The following is a 16,139-nucleotide window of genomic DNA, read 5'->3' as shown; positions in this document are numbered from 1 at the left end:
CAGATAAACTAAACAACAAGTGTATCTGGTTTAAGTGAAGAGAGAAATTAGTGGACGATTTGACCGCACAAGCCCTGAAGGATTTTACTGCGCGCTACTGCGATGCCTGGCATGAACAGTATAAAAGCTGGCCGTTAAGTGAGGAGCTGTATGGCGTTCCTTCGCCATGCATTATTTCAACCACCGAAGACGCCGTATACTGGCAACCTCAACCGTTTACCGGTGAGCAAAATGTAAACGCGGTTGAACGGGCGTTTGATATTGTGATACAACCCACAATTCATACCTTCTATACGACCCAGTTTGCCGGGGATATGCATGCGCAGTTTGGTGATATCAAACTGACATTACTGCAAACCTGGAGCGAAGATGACTTCCGTCGAGTGCAGGAAAATCTGATTGGCCATTTGGTTACTCAGAAACGTCTAAAACTGCCGCCTACGCTATTTATCGCGACGCTGGAAGAAGAGCTGGAGGTAATCTCGGTGTGTAATCTCTCAGGCGAAGTATGCAAAGAAACACTGGGAACGCGTAAACGGGCGCATTTAGCCTCAAATCTTGCGGAATTCCTCAACCAACTTAAGCCTCTTCTGTAATCCAAATACCCCGTCTTGTTGTGAGAGATCTCTTACAGACCCTGTAGGAGATCGCCAGGAAATAAGCGAATACTTAATAAGATGAGATTTGATATTTTGATTTGAAATCAATTGCTTATTGTTGTTTTTTCGACTTTCATATGAAATTATCCTTAAGGCATTGTCTGTAAGCTCCTTGTAAGACGCAGTGAAAAAGACGATTCTATCTTCGTCGACAGGGAGTCAGACAATGAAGTGAACATCAGGATGATGACACTTCTGAAGGACACGCCAGGATGGTGTTTCAGGGAAAGGCTTCCGGATGAAGCGAAGAGGATAACGCAGGACGCGTTAAAGGACACCTCCAGGATGGAGAATGAGAACCGGTCAGGATGATTCGGTGGGTCAGGAAGGCCAGGGACACTTCAGGATGAAGTATCACATCGGGGTGGTGTGAGCAGGGAGCAATAGTTCAGGATGAACGATTGGCCGTAAGGCTAAAGGAAAAGTTGTCAAGGATGAGCAGGGAGCAACAAAAGTAGCTGGAATGCTGCGAAACGAATCGGGAGCACTGTGAATACAGTGCTCCCTTTTTTTATTCCTGCTATTCTTCGCGGCAGTTTTTTACTTGAGGCTGCTTTATGACTACTCATGACCGCGTTCGTTTCCAGTTGCAGGCGCTTGAAGCGCTGCTGCGTGAACATCAGCACTGGCGCAATGATGAACCCCAGCCGCATCTATTCAACAGTACCCAACCGTTTTTTATGGACACCATGGAACCGTTGGAGTGGTTGCAGTGGGTGCTTATCCCGCGGATGCACGATTTATTAGATAACAATCAGCCATTACCAGGGGCATTTGCTGTGGCGCCGTACTATGAAATGGCGCTGGCGACGGATCACCCGCAACGAGCGCTTATTCTGGCGGAGCTGGAAAAGCTGGATGCCCTTTTTGCGGATGATGCTAACTGATGTTGGAAATACTCTACCAGGATGAATGGTTGGTGGCGGTAAATAAACCGTCCGGCTGGCTGGTCCACCGTAGCTGGCTGGATCGCGACGAGAAAGTTGTGGTGATGCAAACTGTGCGTGACCAGATTGGTCAGCATGTTTTTACCGCGCATCGTCTGGATCGCCCGACTTCTGGCGTATTGCTGATGGGGTTATCCAGTGAGGCAGGGCGACTGTTGGCGCAACAGTTTGAACAGCACCAAATCCAGAAACGTTACCATGCGATTGTGCGTGGCTGGCTGATGGATGAGGCGGAGCTGGATTATCCGCTGGTAGAAGAACTGGACAAAATCGCTGATAAATATGCCCGCGAAGATAAAGGTCCACAGCCAGCGGTAACGCATTATCGCGGTCTGGCGACGGTGGAAATGCCTGTGGCGACTGGACGTTACCCGACCACGCGCTATGGCCTGGTGGAACTGGAGCCGAAAACTGGACGTAAACACCAACTACGCCGCCATCTGGCCCATTTGCGTCATCCCATCATTGGGGACAGCAAACACGGCGATTTGCGCCAGAACCGCAGCGGGGCTGAACATTTCGGCCTGCAGAGGTTAATGCTACATGCCAGCCAGTTGTCATTGACGCATCCTTTTACTGGCGAGCCGCTCACTATTTACGCGGGTCTGGACGACACCTGGATGCAGGCGTTATCACAGTTTGGTTGGCGCGGTCTACTTCCTGAAAATGAAAGGGTTGAGTTCAGCGCGGCATCCGGTCAGGATGGTGAGATGAGTTCCTAATCCAGGGAGAAAACGGTATGGCGGAAATTGGTATTTTTGTTGGCACCATGTACGGCAACGCATTGTTAGTTGCAGAAGAAGCGGAAGCCATTTTGTCCGGGCAAGGACACAAAGCAACGGTATTTGAAGATCCAGAGTTAAGTGACTGGCTACCCTATCAGGACAAGTACGTACTGGTAGTCACCTCGACCACCGGGCAGGGCGACCTTCCTGACAGCATTGTGCCGCTCTTTCTGGGAATAAAGGATAACCTCGGTTTCCAGCCGAACCTGCGTTATGGCGTGATTGCCCTTGGCGACAGCAGTTATGTGAATTTCTGCAATGGTGGCAAACAGTTCGATGCTTTGTTGCAGGAACAAAGCGCGCAGCGGGTAGGGGAAATGCTGCTGATTGATGCCAGCGAGACCCCGGAACCAGAAACGGAATCAAACCCGTGGGTTGAACATTGGGGCACGCTGTTGTCCTGAGTCCTCGCTATTTTTGCTGATATACCTAATGGTCGGCAAAATATTGTTTCAGCGATGCTGAATCGAATTTTTTCAGGCAAATGCCAGTAAATGTGCCTTCTTAAGGGGCATTTTTACTAGCGTTTGCCTGGAGTCAAGTGAACCACTTCATATGATGTTGTAGACATGGCAAGGCGTTCTCGCCGCATTCGGCATAAACACAGGTACTTGCCACCAATCTGAAACCGGCTTCATAAAGAAGCCGGTTTTTACTCGACAAGAGGTTTATTAACCGAGAATTTTACTGGCTTCGCGCGCCACATTATCCATCTCGTCCAACAGTTCCAGTAGCTCCGGCTCCAAATCTTCTTCTTTAGTACCGTTGCGTAGCTGTTGTTCGATTAGTTGGCAGAGATTCTTCATTCGCGGTACGCCGCTATAACCGCAACTGCCATGCAGTTTATGGATCAAATCAACCAGGCCTTCCGGGTTTTCTCCAACCAATTGTTCTTCAACTTTGTTGCGAACTTCTGGCAGGAAATCGAGCAACATTTGCAGCATATCGCGCGCCAGATCGTTTTTTCCTGCAGCCTGGCGCAGTGCCAGTTGCCAGTCGAGAGTCGCATTCTGATTCACCACAATTTCGTTCACTTCTGGCGTCACGACGCGAGAAGAAATGCCACTGCCGGGCTTGTAACGTAACAGCAAATTATGCAACCGCTCTTCTTCAATCGGTTTCGCCAGATAATCGCTCATTCCTGCGCCAAGCAGTTTCTCTTTTTGCCCGGCCATCGCGTGCGCCGTTACCGCGATAACTGGTGTTTGCTGCTGATGCGGGAGCTGGTGAATGAGTTCACATGCCCGAATGCCGTCCATATCCGGCATTTGAATATCCATTAAGATTAAATCGAACGGCATCTGTTTCGCCCGTTCAACCGCCTGATGTCCGCTATCGCACAGCTCAACATGCTGCACCATATCTTCCAGCAATGCGCCGATAAGTTTCAGGTTTGCCGGATTATCATCAACAGCCATAACCGTCATTGCCAGCTTACTTTCATCGGTAACAGGCAAAAGTGTGTTTTGCTTTTGATGACAAAATTCCGTCAGTACAGGCAACAAACGTGTAGGCGTCAGGGGTTTCAGCAGACACGCGCCGATACCATCTTGCTTGAGCTTTTCGGCATTGACCTGTGCATGGCACGGAAGTGCCAGCATCAGAAAATCGGTCATTGACACCGCTTGCGCCAACCGCTCATGCTGCATCGTCAGCGGTTCGCGGAAGGTTACCGCAATCCCTAACAAAATCATGTCGTAATGTGCAGGAGGCAGCGCGGAGAACGTTGGGCTATAAACCACTTCCAGAGGTGTTTCGCTTAAAATATCCAGCGTACACTGGGCGGCTGCAGAGTTCGGTTCGACATAAGCCAGGCGTTTACCCGCGAGGCACTGAGTGGATGGCCCTTCGATAATAATATTCGGGTTCAGATCGAGATTAATATGGAACCAGAAGGTTGAACCACGATTCGGCTGGCTATGGAACGAGATATCGCCGCCCATTTCATTGACCAGTTTTTGCGTAATCACCAGCCCCAGCCCGGTGCCGCCATGACGGCGTGAAATACTGGCATCTGCCTGTCTGAAGGCCTGGAACAAACGCGATTGATCACGTTCAGGAATACCAATGCCGGTATCACGGATCTGCACTTCAATCTGTACTTTGGTATTACTCAGCGCACGTTTTTCTACCAGAATGTCGATGTTGCCATTCTCGGTGAATTTAATCGCATTCCCCACCAGGTTAGTGATTATTTGCTGTAAACGCAGCGGGTCGCCAATGACGTTATCGGGCACGTCGCTCTTAATATTGAGCGTCAATTCCAGTCCTTTATCGTGAGAAGAATGCGCCAGTAGCGTTACCACTTCATCCAGCGTGCTGCGTAGTGGGAATGGAATACTTTCCAGAATCAGCTTGCCTGCTTCCAGTTTTGAGAAATCGAGAACATCATTAATAATTGCCAGCAAATTATTTGCCGAGCGTTCAATAGTATTGAGGTGATCGCGCTGCGTTGGTGTTAATTCTGTTTTCAACGTCAGGCGGGTAAAACCAATAACGCCATTCAACGGTGTACGCAGCTCATGCGACATGTTTGCCAGAAACTCTGACTTAATACGCGCCGCTTCCTGGGCGCGTTTTTTCGCCAGATCCAGTTCAACGTTCTGAATTTCCATCTGTTCCAGCGTTTCACGCAGATCGGACGTCGCCTGGTCGATATTGTGCTGCATCTCTTCGTGATAAGCCGCCAGCGACATTGCCATCGAGTTGATGCCATTTTTCAGCATATCCAACTCTCCGAGCATAAATCCTTCCACCCGACTGTCGAGTTGCCCTCGGCGGATGCGGTCGACGGTATTCACCATGTTGCGAATTGGGCCGGTTACATCGCGCATTAAGCGCCAGCCAAAAATAAGCGCGATACCAATACAAAACAGCATCATCACGCTAGAAATAAAGATCTCTTTATATTGCTGCAAGCGCACTGATTTAAGATCCAGCTCAAGAGCAATATATCCCAACATATTTTGACTATTTTTGGCATCGCTGCTGGGTGATTCGTCGGGAGAATAACTCTCAGAAATAATCGGCGTGCGCAGGATCATAATATCGCCATCACGTGTGACAGTAAGTTGGCGCGGAAATGGCACGTTGCTGCCGAGCTGCATTGATGAAGGATCAAGATGAAAATTGGAGGTGACAAAAAGTCGGTTATTTTCATCATAAACCGAAATGGCACGAACAATATCGGAATGGCGACGATGCAAAACGCTGATCAATTGACCAATAGATTCGCGATTTTGCAGGCTCATGCCATATTCCGTTGAAACCGCAAGCGGCTCAATAATGCTGGCACCGGCATCTTCCAGTTGACGCTGCAAGTCGTTATAGCGATGCACGACGAAAAAGATGCTAAGCAATAAACCAATAAGGACGGTCGGTGCCAGGATCAGAATCATCATGCGTGCGCGCAGGCTGTAGTTGGTCATGGAGTTCCGTTATGGGACAATTAAGGTCACACTGTTAAATTGAGAAAGTCTCGCCAATGGCGCAATTCTACTCTGCAAAACGACGCGCGACGACGCGTCAGATCATAACCGTTTCAGTCAACGACCTCGACTCTTTTGGTCAGGGCGTGGCGCGACATAACGGCAAAGCGTTATTTATTCCTGGATTACTACCGCCGGAAAACGCGGAAGTTACTGTTACTGAAGATAAAAAACAGTACGCCCGCGCTAAGGTCGTGCGCAGGTTAAGCGACAGCCCGGAACGCAAAACGCCACGCTGCCCTCATTTTGGCGTATGCGGCGGCTGTCAGCAACAACACGCCAGCGTCGAACTCCAGCAGCGTAGCAAAAGCGCAGCACTCGCCCGGTTAATGAAACACGACGTCTCTGAAGTGATCGACGATGTCCCCTGGGGTTATCGCCGTCGCGCGCGTTTAAGTCTGAACTATCTACCGAAAAAACAACAACTCCAGATGGGATTTCGCAAAGCGGGTTCCAGTGACATTGTCGACGTTAAACAATGCCCTATTTTAGTGCCCCAACTTGAAGCGTTGTTGCCCAAAGTCAGGGCATGCCTGGACAGCTTACAAGCTATGCGCCATCTTGGTCATGTTGAACTGGTGCAGGCAACCAGCGGCCTGCTGATGATTTTACGCCATACCGCACCGCTAAGTTTGGCAGATCGCGAAAAACTGGAACGCTTTTCGCATTCTGAAGGCCTGGATCTGTATCTCGCCCCCGATAGTGAGATACTCGAAACCGTCTCTGGCGAGATGCCCTGGTATGACTCAAACGGGTTGCGCTTAACCTTTAGTCCGCGTGATTTTATTCAGATCAATGCGGGTGTGAACCAGAAAATGGTGGCGCGAGCGCTGGAGTGGCTGGATGTTCAGCCTGATGATCGTGTGCTGGATCTGTTCTGTGGTATGGGCAATTTTACGCTGCCGTTAGCGACCCGTGCGGCAAGTGTTGTTGGTGTGGAAGGGGTTCCGGCGCTGGTGGAAAAAGGCCAGCAGAACGCGAGTCTTAATCGCTTACATAATGTGACGTTTTATCACGAAAATCTTGAAGATGATGTCACAAAGCAGCCGTGGGCAAAAAACGGCTTTGATAAAGTGTTGCTGGACCCGGCGCGTGCTGGTGCAGCAGGCGTTATGCAACAAATTATAAAACTGGAACCTATTCGTATAGTTTATGTATCCTGTAACCCTGCGACGCTGGCTCGGGATAGCGAGGCGTTATTAAAAGCAGGATATACCATTGCGCGGTTGGCGATGCTGGATATGTTCCCACACACGGGGCATCTGGAATCGATGGTACTTTTCTCGCGCGTTAAATAGTTACGATTTGCTGATTTCAGCAGGTCAGGTCCCTAAAGGAGAGGACGATGGTTGCGGTAAGAAGTGCACATATCAATAAGGCTGGTGAATTTGATCCGGAAAAATGGATCGCAAGTCTGGGCATTGCCAGCCAGAAGTCGTGTGAGTGCTTAGCCGAAACCTGGGCGTATTGTCTGCAGCAGACGCAGGGGCATCCGGATGCCAGTTTGCTGTTGTGGCGTGGTGTCGAGATGGTGGAGATCCTCTCGACATTAAGTATGGACATTGACACGCTGCGGGCTGCGCTGCTGTTCCCTCTGGCCGATGCAAACGTCGTCAGCGAAGACGTACTGCGCGAGAGTGTCGGTAAGTCGGTCGTTAATCTTATTCACGGTGTGCGCGATATGGCGGCAATCCGCCAACTGAAAGCAACGCACACCGATTCTGTTTCCTCCGAACAGGTCGATAACGTTCGCCGGATGTTGCTGGCGATGGTCGATGACTTCCGTTGCGTGGTCATCAAACTGGCGGAGCGAATTGCCCATCTGCGCGAAGTAAAAGATGCGCCGGAAGATGAACGCGTGCTGGCGGCAAAAGAGTGCACCAATATCTACGCGCCGCTGGCGAACCGTCTTGGGATTGGGCAACTGAAATGGGAACTGGAAGATTACTGCTTCCGTTACCTCCACCCGACCGAGTACAAACGTATTGCAAAACTGCTGCATGAGCGCCGCCTCGACCGCGAACACTACATTGAAGAGTTTGTGGGGCATCTGCGTGCAGAGATGAAAGCTGAAGGCGTTAAAGCTGAAGTGTATGGCCGCCCAAAACACATCTACAGCATCTGGCGCAAAATGCAGAAAAAGAACCTCGCCTTTGATGAGCTGTTTGATGTTCGTGCGGTGCGTATCGTCGCGGAACGTTTGCAGGATTGTTACGCCGCGCTGGGCATAGTGCACACCCACTATCGCCACTTGCCGGATGAGTTCGATGATTACGTTGCGAACCCGAAACCGAACGGTTATCAGTCTATTCATACCGTAGTGTTGGGGCCGGGCGGCAAAACCGTTGAGATCCAAATCCGCACCAAACAGATGCATGAAGATGCAGAGTTGGGTGTTGCTGCGCACTGGAAATACAAAGAAGGCGCGGCTGCTGGCGGCGCACGTTCGGGACATGAAGACCGGATTGCCTGGCTGCGTAAACTGATTGCGTGGCAGGAAGAGATGGCTGATTCTGGCGAAATGCTCGACGAAGTACGCAGTCAGGTCTTTGATGATCGGGTATATGTGTTTACGCCGAAAGGTGATGTTGTTGATCTGCCTGCGGGATCAACGCCGCTGGATTTCGCTTACCACATCCATAGCGATGTCGGGCACCGCTGCATCGGGGCAAAAATTGGCGGGCGCATTGTGCCATTCACCTACCAGTTGCAGATGGGTGACCAGATTGAAATTATCACCCAGAAACAGCCGAATCCCAGCCGTGACTGGTTAAACCCAAACCTGGGTTATGTTACAACCAGCCGCGGGCGTTCGAAAATTCACGCCTGGTTCCGTAAACAGGATCGTGACAAAAATATTCTGGCAGGACGGCAAATCCTTGACGACGAACTGGAACATCTGGGGATCAGTCTGAAGGAAGCAGAAAAATATCTGCTGCCGCGTTACAACTTCAATGACGTCGACGAGTTGTTGGCGGCGATTGGTGGCGGGGATATCCGTCTCAATCAGATGGTCAACTTCCTGCAATCGCAATTTAATAAGCCGAGCGCCGAAGAGCAGGACGCCGCCGCACTGAAACAGCTTCAGCAAAAAAGCTATACACCACAAAACCGCAGTAAAGATAACGGTCGTGTAGTGGTAGAAGGCGTGGGCAACCTGATGCACCACATCGCGCGTTGCTGCCAGCCGATTCCTGGCGATGAGATTGTCGGTTTCATTACCCAGGGCCGCGGGATCTCCGTACACCGCGCCGATTGCGAACAACTGGCGGAACTGCGCTCCCATGCGCCGGAACGAATTGTTGACGCGGTATGGGGCGAGAGCTACTCCGCTGGTTACTCGCTGGTGGTTCGCGTGCAGGCCAATGATCGTAGTGGATTGTTGCGTGATATCACCACTATTCTCGCCAATGAGAAGGTGAATGTGCTTGGCGTTGCCAGCCGCAGCGACACGAAACAGCAACTGGCGACCATCGATATGACCATTGAGATTTATAACCTGCAAGTGCTGGGGCGCGTGCTGGGTAAACTCAATCAGGTGCCAGATGTTATCGATGCAAGACGACTGCACGGGAATTAATCTTACATAGCCGGATATGGCGTCAGCCGTATCCGACGATATCCTTTACTCGAAGGTGTTACACCTGACAGACCCGCAATTTTCAGGACATTCCAATGAATCAAATCGACCGTTTGCTCACTATCATGCAGCGTCTTCGTGACCCGGAAAACGGCTGTCCGTGGGACAAAGAGCAGACATTCGCTTCTATTGCACCTTATACCCTTGAAGAAACTTATGAAGTGCTGGATGCCATTGCCCGCGAAGACTTTGACGATCTGCGCGGTGAACTGGGCGATTTGCTGTTCCAGGTGGTGTTTTACGCGCAAATGGCCCAGGAAGAAGGGCGCTTTGACTTTAATGATATTTGCGCGGCGATCAGCGATAAGTTAGAGCGCCGCCATCCGCATGTTTTTGCTGACAGTTCTGCCGATAACAGCAGTGAAGTTCTTGCCCGTTGGGAGCAGATCAAAACCGAAGAGCGCGCGCAGAAGGCGCAACATTCAGCGCTGGACGATATTCCTCGCAGTTTACCGGCCTTAATGCGTGCGCAAAAAATCCAGAAACGCTGCGCCAACGTTGGCTTCGACTGGACGACGCTTGGCCCGGTGGTCGATAAAGTTTACGAAGAGATTGACGAGGTCATGTACGAGGCGCGGCAGGCTGTAGTGGACCAGGCTAAACTGGAGGAGGAAATGGGCGACCTGCTGTTTGCGACGGTCAATCTGGCCCGCCATTTAGGGACGAAAGCAGAGATTGCGCTACAAAAAGCTAACGAAAAATTTGAGCGTCGTTTTCGCGAAGTGGAGCGGATTGTTGCCGCGCGTGGACTGGAAATGACAGGTGTTGACCTCGAAACAATGGAAGAAGTCTGGCAGCAGGTAAAACGGCAGGAAATTGATCTCTAAGGAAATTACACGGTCAAGCGCGATTTGTGTCATTTTTTAAATGACAAGCGCTTGATTTGCGTCAAAAACATTTACCCCAAAGGGGCTATTTTCTCACTCCTGATTTCAATTGTGCGCTGGCGAAGAGGAGGGATAATGAAAGTTTGTGGCACAGGTCATGTTCGGGTATACTGCTTTCCCGTCCTGGTTATTCCATCGTCTTTTCAACCTAACTTCTCAGGTTCAGCATGACAACGAACTATATTTTTGTGACCGGCGGGGTCGTATCCTCTCTGGGTAAAGGCATTGCCGCAGCCTCCCTCGCAGCCATTCTTGAAGCCCGTGGCCTCAATGTGACCATCATGAAACTGGATCCGTACATCAACGTCGATCCAGGTACTATGAGCCCAATCCAACACGGGGAAGTGTTCGTTACTGAAGACGGCGCTGAAACCGACCTGGACCTGGGGCACTACGAGCGTTTCATTCGCACCAAAATGAGCCGCCGCAACAACTTCACCACGGGTCGTATCTATTCTGACGTTCTGCGTAAAGAACGCCGTGGCGACTATCTGGGCGCAACCGTACAGGTTATCCCGCACATTACTAACGCTATTAAAGAACGCGTTCTTGCCGGCGGTGAAGGCCACGACGTGGTTCTGGTCGAAATCGGCGGTACTGTCGGTGACATCGAATCCCTGCCGTTCCTTGAAGCGATTCGCCAGTTAGCTGTTGATATTGGTCGTGAACACGCGCTGTTCATGCACCTGACCCTGGTGCCGTACATGGCTGCGTCTGGTGAAGTCAAAACCAAGCCGACTCAGCACTCTGTAAAAGAGCTGCTTTCTATCGGCATCCAGCCTGATATCCTGATTTGTCGTTCAGATCGCGCCGTTCCGGCGAACGAACGTGCGAAGATTGCATTGTTCTGTAATGTTCCGGAAAAAGCGGTTATTTCTCTGAAAGACGTCGATTCTATCTATAAAATTCCAGGCCTGTTGAAATCTCAGGGGCTGGACGATTATATTTGTAAACGATTCAGCTTGAACTGCCCGGAAGCTAATCTGTCCGAATGGGAACAGGTTATCTTTGAAGAAGCGAATCCGGTAAGTGAAGTCACTATCGGTATGGTCGGCAAGTACATTGAACTGCCGGACGCTTATAAATCCGTGATTGAAGCACTGAAACACGGCGGGCTGAAAAATCGTGTTAGCGTCAACATCAAACTGATCGATTCACAAGATGTTGAAACACGCGGTGTTGAAATCCTTAAAGGCCTGGATGCGATCCTCGTACCTGGTGGTTTCGGTTACCGTGGCGTAGAGGGCATGATTACTACCGCGCGCTTTGCGCGTGAGAACAATATTCCTTATCTGGGTATTTGCCTGGGTATGCAGGTGGCGTTAATTGATTATGCTCGCCATGTTGCCAACATGGAGAACGCCAACTCTACGGAATTTGTGCCAGACTGTAAGTACCCGGTTGTGGCGCTGATTACCGAGTGGCGTGATGAAAACGGCAACGTTGAAGTTCGTAGCGAGAATAGTGATCTCGGTGGCACCATGCGTCTTGGCGCGCAGCAGTGCCAGTTGGTTGACGATAGCCTGGTTCGCCAACTGTACAATGCGCCGACAATTGTTGAACGTCATCGTCACCGTTACGAAGTCAACAACATGCTGTTGAAACAGATTGAAGATGCAGGTCTGCGCGTTGCGGGCCGTTCCGGGGATGATCAGTTGGTCGAGATCATCGAAGTTCCGAATCACCCGTGGTTCGTGGCTTGTCAGTTCCATCCGGAGTTTACTTCTACTCCACGTGATGGTCACCCGCTGTTTGCTGGCTTTGTAAAAGCCGCCAGCGAGTTCCAGAAACGTCAGGCGAAGTAAGTAAAAAAGTTAGAACGGCAACGCGTACCCAGGGTACGCGTTGTTTGTCTGGAGTTTTAGTTTAACTAGTGACTTGAGGAAACCCTAATGTCCAAAATCGTAAAAATCATCGGTCGTGAAATCATCGACTCCCGTGGTAACCCGACTGTTGAAGCCGAAGTACACCTGGAGGGTGGTTTCGTCGGTATGGCGGCTGCTCCGTCAGGTGCTTCTACTGGTTCCCGTGAAGCACTGGAACTGCGCGATGGTGACAAATCCCGTTTCCTGGGCAAAGGCGTAACCAAAGCTGTTGCTGCGGTTAACGGCCCGATCGCTCAGGCGCTGATTGGCAAAGATGCCAAAGATCAGGCTGGCATTGACAAGATCATGATCGACCTGGACGGCACTGAAAATAAATCCAAATTCGGCGCAAACGCAATCCTGGCTGTATCTCTGGCTAACGCCAAAGCTGCCGCGGCTGCTAAAGGTATGCCGCTGTACGAGCACATCGCTGAACTGAACGGTACTCCGGGCAAATACTCCATGCCGGTTCCGATGATGAACATCATCAACGGTGGTGAGCACGCTGACAACAACGTTGATATTCAGGAATTCATGATTCAGCCGGTTGGCGCGAAAACTGTGAAAGAAGCCATCCGCATGGGTTCTGAAGTTTTCCATCACCTGGCAAAAGTTCTGAAAGCGAAAGGTATGAACACTGCTGTTGGTGACGAAGGTGGCTATGCGCCGAACCTGGGTTCCAACGCTGAAGCTCTGGCTGTTATCGCTGAAGCTGTTAAAGCTGCTGGCTATGAACTGGGCAAAGACATCACTCTGGCGATGGACTGCGCAGCTTCTGAATTCTACAAAGACGGTAAATACGTTCTGGCTGGCGAAGGCAACAAAGCTTTCACCTCTGAAGAATTCACTCACTTCCTGGAAGAACTGACCAAACAGTACCCGATCGTTTCCATCGAAGATGGTCTGGACGAGTCTGACTGGGACGGTTTCGCATACCAGACCAAAGTTCTGGGCGACAAAATCCAGTTGGTTGGTGACGACCTGTTCGTAACCAATACCAAGATCCTGAAAGAAGGTATCGAAAAAGGCATCGCTAACTCCATCCTGATCAAATTCAACCAGATCGGTTCTCTGACCGAAACTCTGGCTGCAATCAAGATGGCGAAAGACGCTGGCTACACTGCAGTAATCTCTCACCGTTCTGGTGAAACTGAAGACGCTACCATCGCTGACCTGGCTGTTGGTACTGCTGCAGGCCAGATCAAAACGGGTTCTATGAGCCGTTCTGACCGTGTTGCTAAATACAACCAACTGATTCGTATTGAAGAAGCTCTGGGCGAAAAAGCACCGTACAACGGTCGTAAAGAGATCAAAGGCCAGGCATAAGTCTGACTTTATCTGATTTAAAAATGCCAGCCTTCGGGCTGGCATTTTTTATGGTTGAGTTACCAGCGGCCGGACGCGCCGCCGCCGCCAGAAGAACCACCCCCGCCGCTAAATCCGCCGCCACTTGAGCCTCCACCGGAAGAGGATGAAGAAGAACCTTTTCTTGAAGCTCTTTCTTTACTGAGCTTCTTATATTTGGCGCGTAACTTTTTATTCACCAGAAGCCAGAAGATAAGCAGAGGTACGATCGCAAAAGGCGTTAACATACTGCAAGCAACGATTAAATTCGTCCATGCTCCGGGCTCGGCAACATAGAGGAATACCATCCCGTAAATTGCGCCGGTGAGTGCAATCCACGGTAGATTTGATGGATCGGTAAAAATAATAAAATACGAAAGTACTGCCAGTAAAATAATTACAGCGACCGATAATGGAATTGGAATTTTGATACTGTAATGATTTCCGCTGCCTTCCGGTAATTCACCATTCAACAGAAGCGCGCCGATATTTTCGCTGGCCAGTGTCAACCCTCCAATAAGATCATCGTTTTTGAACGCGGGGATCAATATAACACGGATAATCTTTGCCGCTTGCAGGTCGGTAACCACCCCTTCCAGCCCGTAGCCCACTTCTATACGGACAGCATGATCTTCCCAGGCAACCAGAAGTAAAATACCATCGTTGCGCTGTGCATCGCCCAACTTCCAGCTATCAAAAACGCGTGTTGCATATTGTTCAATGGTATCTTCACCAGTGGATGGCACCACTAATATAGCGACCTGCGCCTGCGTATTCTGTGCAATCTTCTGCAACTGTAGTGTCAGAGATTGTTGCTCAGATGAACTTAACGTATCAGTAAGATCTGTCACCTGTTGGTGTAGTTCCGGTACAGCCATTTGCTGGGCAAACACAGGAACGCACCACAATATGAGTAGAAAAAGGATTAAGCGCATATTGATCACCAGCGCCCTGAAGCGCCACCGCCACCAGATGAACCGCCACCGCCGCTGAAATTGTCATTGTCGAAAGAAGAGGACGATGATGATGACGAATCTCTGGAGTTATAATTACTTCTGGTATGGCGTGATGGTCGGTTGGCACTACGCATTAAATTACGTACCTTTTTTCCGAAAGGGGTAAAAGAAATAACAATAATAAGGAACGGTGTGGAGAAGCATAATAATGTGATAAGCGCTCCCCAGCTCCCGCTATATCCAGCAATGGGAAGCACAAAGGCCAGCACTATGGCAGCAAAGCAAATTACTCCCAGCGTTTTGATATATCCCCTGGCGGAAATAAAGGTCAATACTATTGCCCAGACCAACAAAGCCCACCAGCCGCTAAAAGGTAAGAAGTGATCGGTCGGTGTTATAGTTGATAAAGTATTCTCTGCCAGACGACTTTCAATATCGTTTATTCCTTTTTGTAAGCCGCCAGCAAGGTCGCCATTTTTAAATGCTGGAATAATACTGTTGCGAATAATTTGTCCGGACTGTGCATCTGTAATAAGGCCTTCCAGTCCGTAACCGATTTCAATACGCACGGTATGATCCTGCCAGGCGACTAACAGTAGAACACCATCATCGCGGTCTTTATCACCTGGTTTCCAGCTATCGAATACCCGCGTAGCGTACTGCTCGATAGTTTCATCGCCTGTTGTGTCAACTACTAACACCACCATTTGCGCCAGATTTCTTTGCGTCAGGTTTTTAATCTGACCAGCAAGAGCATTTATTTCGCTGTTCGTCAATGTACCTGTTACGTCATTCACATACACAGGTAATTCAGGTACTGGAATTTGCGTAGCAAACGCCGATGGACAGAAGAAAGCCAGAAGAAAGATAAAAATTCGCATAAGGATTGCCCGCTTAATGAATATTAGGATTTTGGCTAAAATCTATTGTTGGTGCTTTACTCACTGCGGCGACATCATCCGGCAAATAATTTTTCTTTGCGGTGTAATCCATTATTTTTGCGGTTAATACAGCGGGGAATTTGCGGATAGTGACATTATATTGTTCAATAGCTTTAATGTATCTTCCTCGCGCAACGGCAATGCGGTTTTCACTTCCTTCGAGCTGTACTATCAAATTTTGATAGAGTTCCTGGGCCTTTAATTCAGGATAACGTTCACTGATAATCGTTAACTGGCCGAGTGTACGAGTCAGTTGCGCCTGAGCTTGTTGCCAGGTTTGTAGCTTTTGCTCATCGCCTGGCGCTTGCTGTAAATCGCTACTGGCCCTGATAGCCTGGCTACGCGCTAATGTTACGGCTTCCAACACTTCTTTTTCATAGCTGGAATAACCTTTAATACTGGCGACAAGATTAGGAATAAGGTCGGCACGACGTTGATACTGATTCAGAACTTCTGACCAGGATGAATTGACTTGTTCGTCATAAGTTTGAATATCATTATATCCACAACCTGATAAATTGAAAATAAATATAAGTACGATGAATATTCTGAGCATGTTTAAATCCCTTTTGTTTAATTCCCCGGGGAATAATACGTTGTTTCATTTTTTTATTAATGATCTGTTTC

At 49.6% G+C, this 16,139-nt stretch carries 12 protein-coding genes and 1 pseudogene; 9 read left to right on the top strand and 4 right to left on the bottom strand.

Features of this window, described 5'->3' with window-relative positions; genetic code table 11:
• Positions 1–50: 50 nt before the first annotated feature.
• The 4 genes from syd to ESM_RS0112555 all read left to right on the top strand — a co-directional run bounded on the left by syd (position 51) and on the right by ESM_RS0112555 (position 2,795).
• Complete coding sequence (syd, locus tag ESM_RS0112575) at positions 51–596, top strand: SecY-interacting protein (RefSeq protein WP_000342441.1); 546 nt, start codon at positions 51–53, stop codon at positions 594–596.
• A 620-nt stretch (positions 597–1,216) separates the two neighbouring features.
• Positions 1,217–1,546, top strand: a complete 330-nt coding sequence (locus ESM_RS0112565) for a YqcC family protein (protein WP_000206974.1) — start codon at positions 1,217–1,219, stop codon at positions 1,544–1,546.
• Positions 1,546–2,328 (top strand): tRNA pseudouridine(65) synthase TruC, encoded by a 783-nt coding sequence (gene truC / locus ESM_RS0112560; RefSeq protein WP_000889990.1) that lies wholly within the window; start codon positions 1,546–1,548, stop codon positions 2,326–2,328. Before ESM_RS0112565 ends, truC begins: the two co-directional genes overlap by 1 nt.
• Before the next feature lie 17 nt (positions 2,329–2,345).
• The gene (locus tag ESM_RS0112555; protein ID WP_000807727.1) at positions 2,346–2,795 is read left to right on the top strand and encodes a flavodoxin; all 450 of its coding nucleotides are present in this window, start codon (positions 2,346–2,348) and stop codon (positions 2,793–2,795) included.
• A 267-nt stretch (positions 2,796–3,062) separates the two neighbouring features.
• Here ESM_RS0112555 and barA read toward each other — a convergent pair whose 3' ends face one another.
• The gene (barA, locus tag ESM_RS0112550) at positions 3,063–5,819 is read right to left on the bottom strand and encodes a two-component sensor histidine kinase BarA (protein ID WP_000186435.1); all 2,757 of its coding nucleotides are present in this window, start codon (positions 5,817–5,819) and stop codon (positions 3,063–3,065) included.
• A gap of 56 nt (positions 5,820–5,875) precedes the next feature.
• Here barA and rlmD point away from each other — a divergent pair, with 56 nt between their 5' ends.
• From rlmD to eno, 5 genes are all read left to right on the top strand, one after another.
• Positions 5,876–7,177 carry a 23S rRNA (uracil(1939)-C(5))-methyltransferase RlmD gene (gene rlmD / locus ESM_RS0112545; protein ID WP_000046776.1) on the top strand — a complete coding sequence of 434 codons (1,302 nt, stop codon included), beginning with the start codon at positions 5,876–5,878 and terminating at the stop codon, positions 7,175–7,177.
• Between the two features lie 47 nt (positions 7,178–7,224).
• Positions 7,225–9,459, top strand: a complete 2,235-nt coding sequence (gene relA, locus ESM_RS0112540; protein ID WP_000226792.1) for a GTP diphosphokinase — start codon at positions 7,225–7,227, stop codon at positions 9,457–9,459.
• A gap of 95 nt (positions 9,460–9,554) precedes the next feature.
• Positions 9,555–10,346, top strand: a complete 792-nt coding sequence (mazG, locus tag ESM_RS0112535; RefSeq protein WP_001071626.1) for a nucleoside triphosphate pyrophosphohydrolase — start codon at positions 9,555–9,557, stop codon at positions 10,344–10,346.
• Positions 10,347–10,573: 227 nt separating this feature from the next.
• A complete protein-coding gene (gene pyrG, locus ESM_RS0112530) occupies positions 10,574–12,211 on the top strand; it encodes a glutamine hydrolyzing CTP synthase (protein ID WP_000210856.1) in 1,638 nt (545 codons plus the stop codon).
• An 87-nt stretch (positions 12,212–12,298) separates the two neighbouring features.
• Positions 12,299–13,597, top strand: a complete 1,299-nt coding sequence (gene eno / locus ESM_RS0112525) for a phosphopyruvate hydratase (RefSeq protein WP_000036723.1) — start codon at positions 12,299–12,301, stop codon at positions 13,595–13,597.
• A gap of 59 nt (positions 13,598–13,656) precedes the next feature.
• Here the strand turns inward: eno and ESM_RS0112520 are convergent, their stop codons facing one another.
• From ESM_RS0112520 to ESM_RS0112510, 3 genes and pseudogenes are all read right to left on the bottom strand, one after another.
• Entirely contained in the window at positions 13,657–14,559 is a 903-nt protein-coding gene (locus ESM_RS0112520) for a TPM domain-containing protein (RefSeq protein WP_000609317.1), read from the bottom strand.
• 221 nt (positions 14,560–14,780) lie between these two features.
• Positions 14,781–15,452, bottom strand: a pseudogene (locus ESM_RS0112515) (TPM domain-containing protein); the annotation flags it as partial.
• A 13-nt stretch (positions 15,453–15,465) separates the two neighbouring features.
• A complete protein-coding gene (locus tag ESM_RS0112510; RefSeq protein WP_000944229.1) occupies positions 15,466–16,068 on the bottom strand; it encodes a LemA family protein in 603 nt (200 codons plus the stop codon).
• Positions 16,069–16,139 lie beyond the last annotated feature (71 nt).

The organism is Escherichia sp. TW09308 (assembly GCF_000208565.1).
Lineage (GTDB): Bacteria > Pseudomonadota > Gammaproteobacteria > Enterobacterales > Enterobacteriaceae > Escherichia > Escherichia marmotae.
The sequence above is the reverse complement of the archived record's forward strand: the minus strand, read 5'-3'. Positions and strand labels throughout refer to the sequence as shown.

What these genes read in the sequence shown, in the direction of transcription:
- ESM_RS0112565 (WP_000206974.1), top strand. Translation starts at nt 1,217, where the DNA reads ATGACTACTCATGACCGCGTTCGTTTCCAGTTGCAGGCGCTTGAAGCG.
- truC (WP_000889990.1), top strand. Translation starts at nt 1,546, where the DNA reads ATGTTGGAAATACTCTACCAGGATGAATGGTTGGTGGCGGTAAATAAA.
- ESM_RS0112555 (WP_000807727.1), top strand. Translation starts at nt 2,346, where the DNA reads ATGGCGGAAATTGGTATTTTTGTTGGCACCATGTACGGCAACGCATTG.
- barA (WP_000186435.1), bottom strand. Translation starts at nt 5,819, where the DNA reads ATGACCAACTACAGCCTGCGCGCACGCATGATGATTCTGATCCTGGCA.
- rlmD (WP_000046776.1), top strand. Translation starts at nt 5,876, where the DNA reads ATGGCGCAATTCTACTCTGCAAAACGACGCGCGACGACGCGTCAGATC.
- relA (WP_000226792.1), top strand. Translation starts at nt 7,225, where the DNA reads ATGGTTGCGGTAAGAAGTGCACATATCAATAAGGCTGGTGAATTTGAT.
- mazG (WP_001071626.1), top strand. Translation starts at nt 9,555, where the DNA reads ATGAATCAAATCGACCGTTTGCTCACTATCATGCAGCGTCTTCGTGAC.
- pyrG (WP_000210856.1), top strand. Translation starts at nt 10,574, where the DNA reads ATGACAACGAACTATATTTTTGTGACCGGCGGGGTCGTATCCTCTCTG.
- eno (WP_000036723.1), top strand. Translation starts at nt 12,299, where the DNA reads ATGTCCAAAATCGTAAAAATCATCGGTCGTGAAATCATCGACTCCCGT.
- ESM_RS0112510 (WP_000944229.1), bottom strand. Translation starts at nt 16,068, where the DNA reads ATGCTCAGAATATTCATCGTACTTATATTTATTTTCAATTTATCAGGT.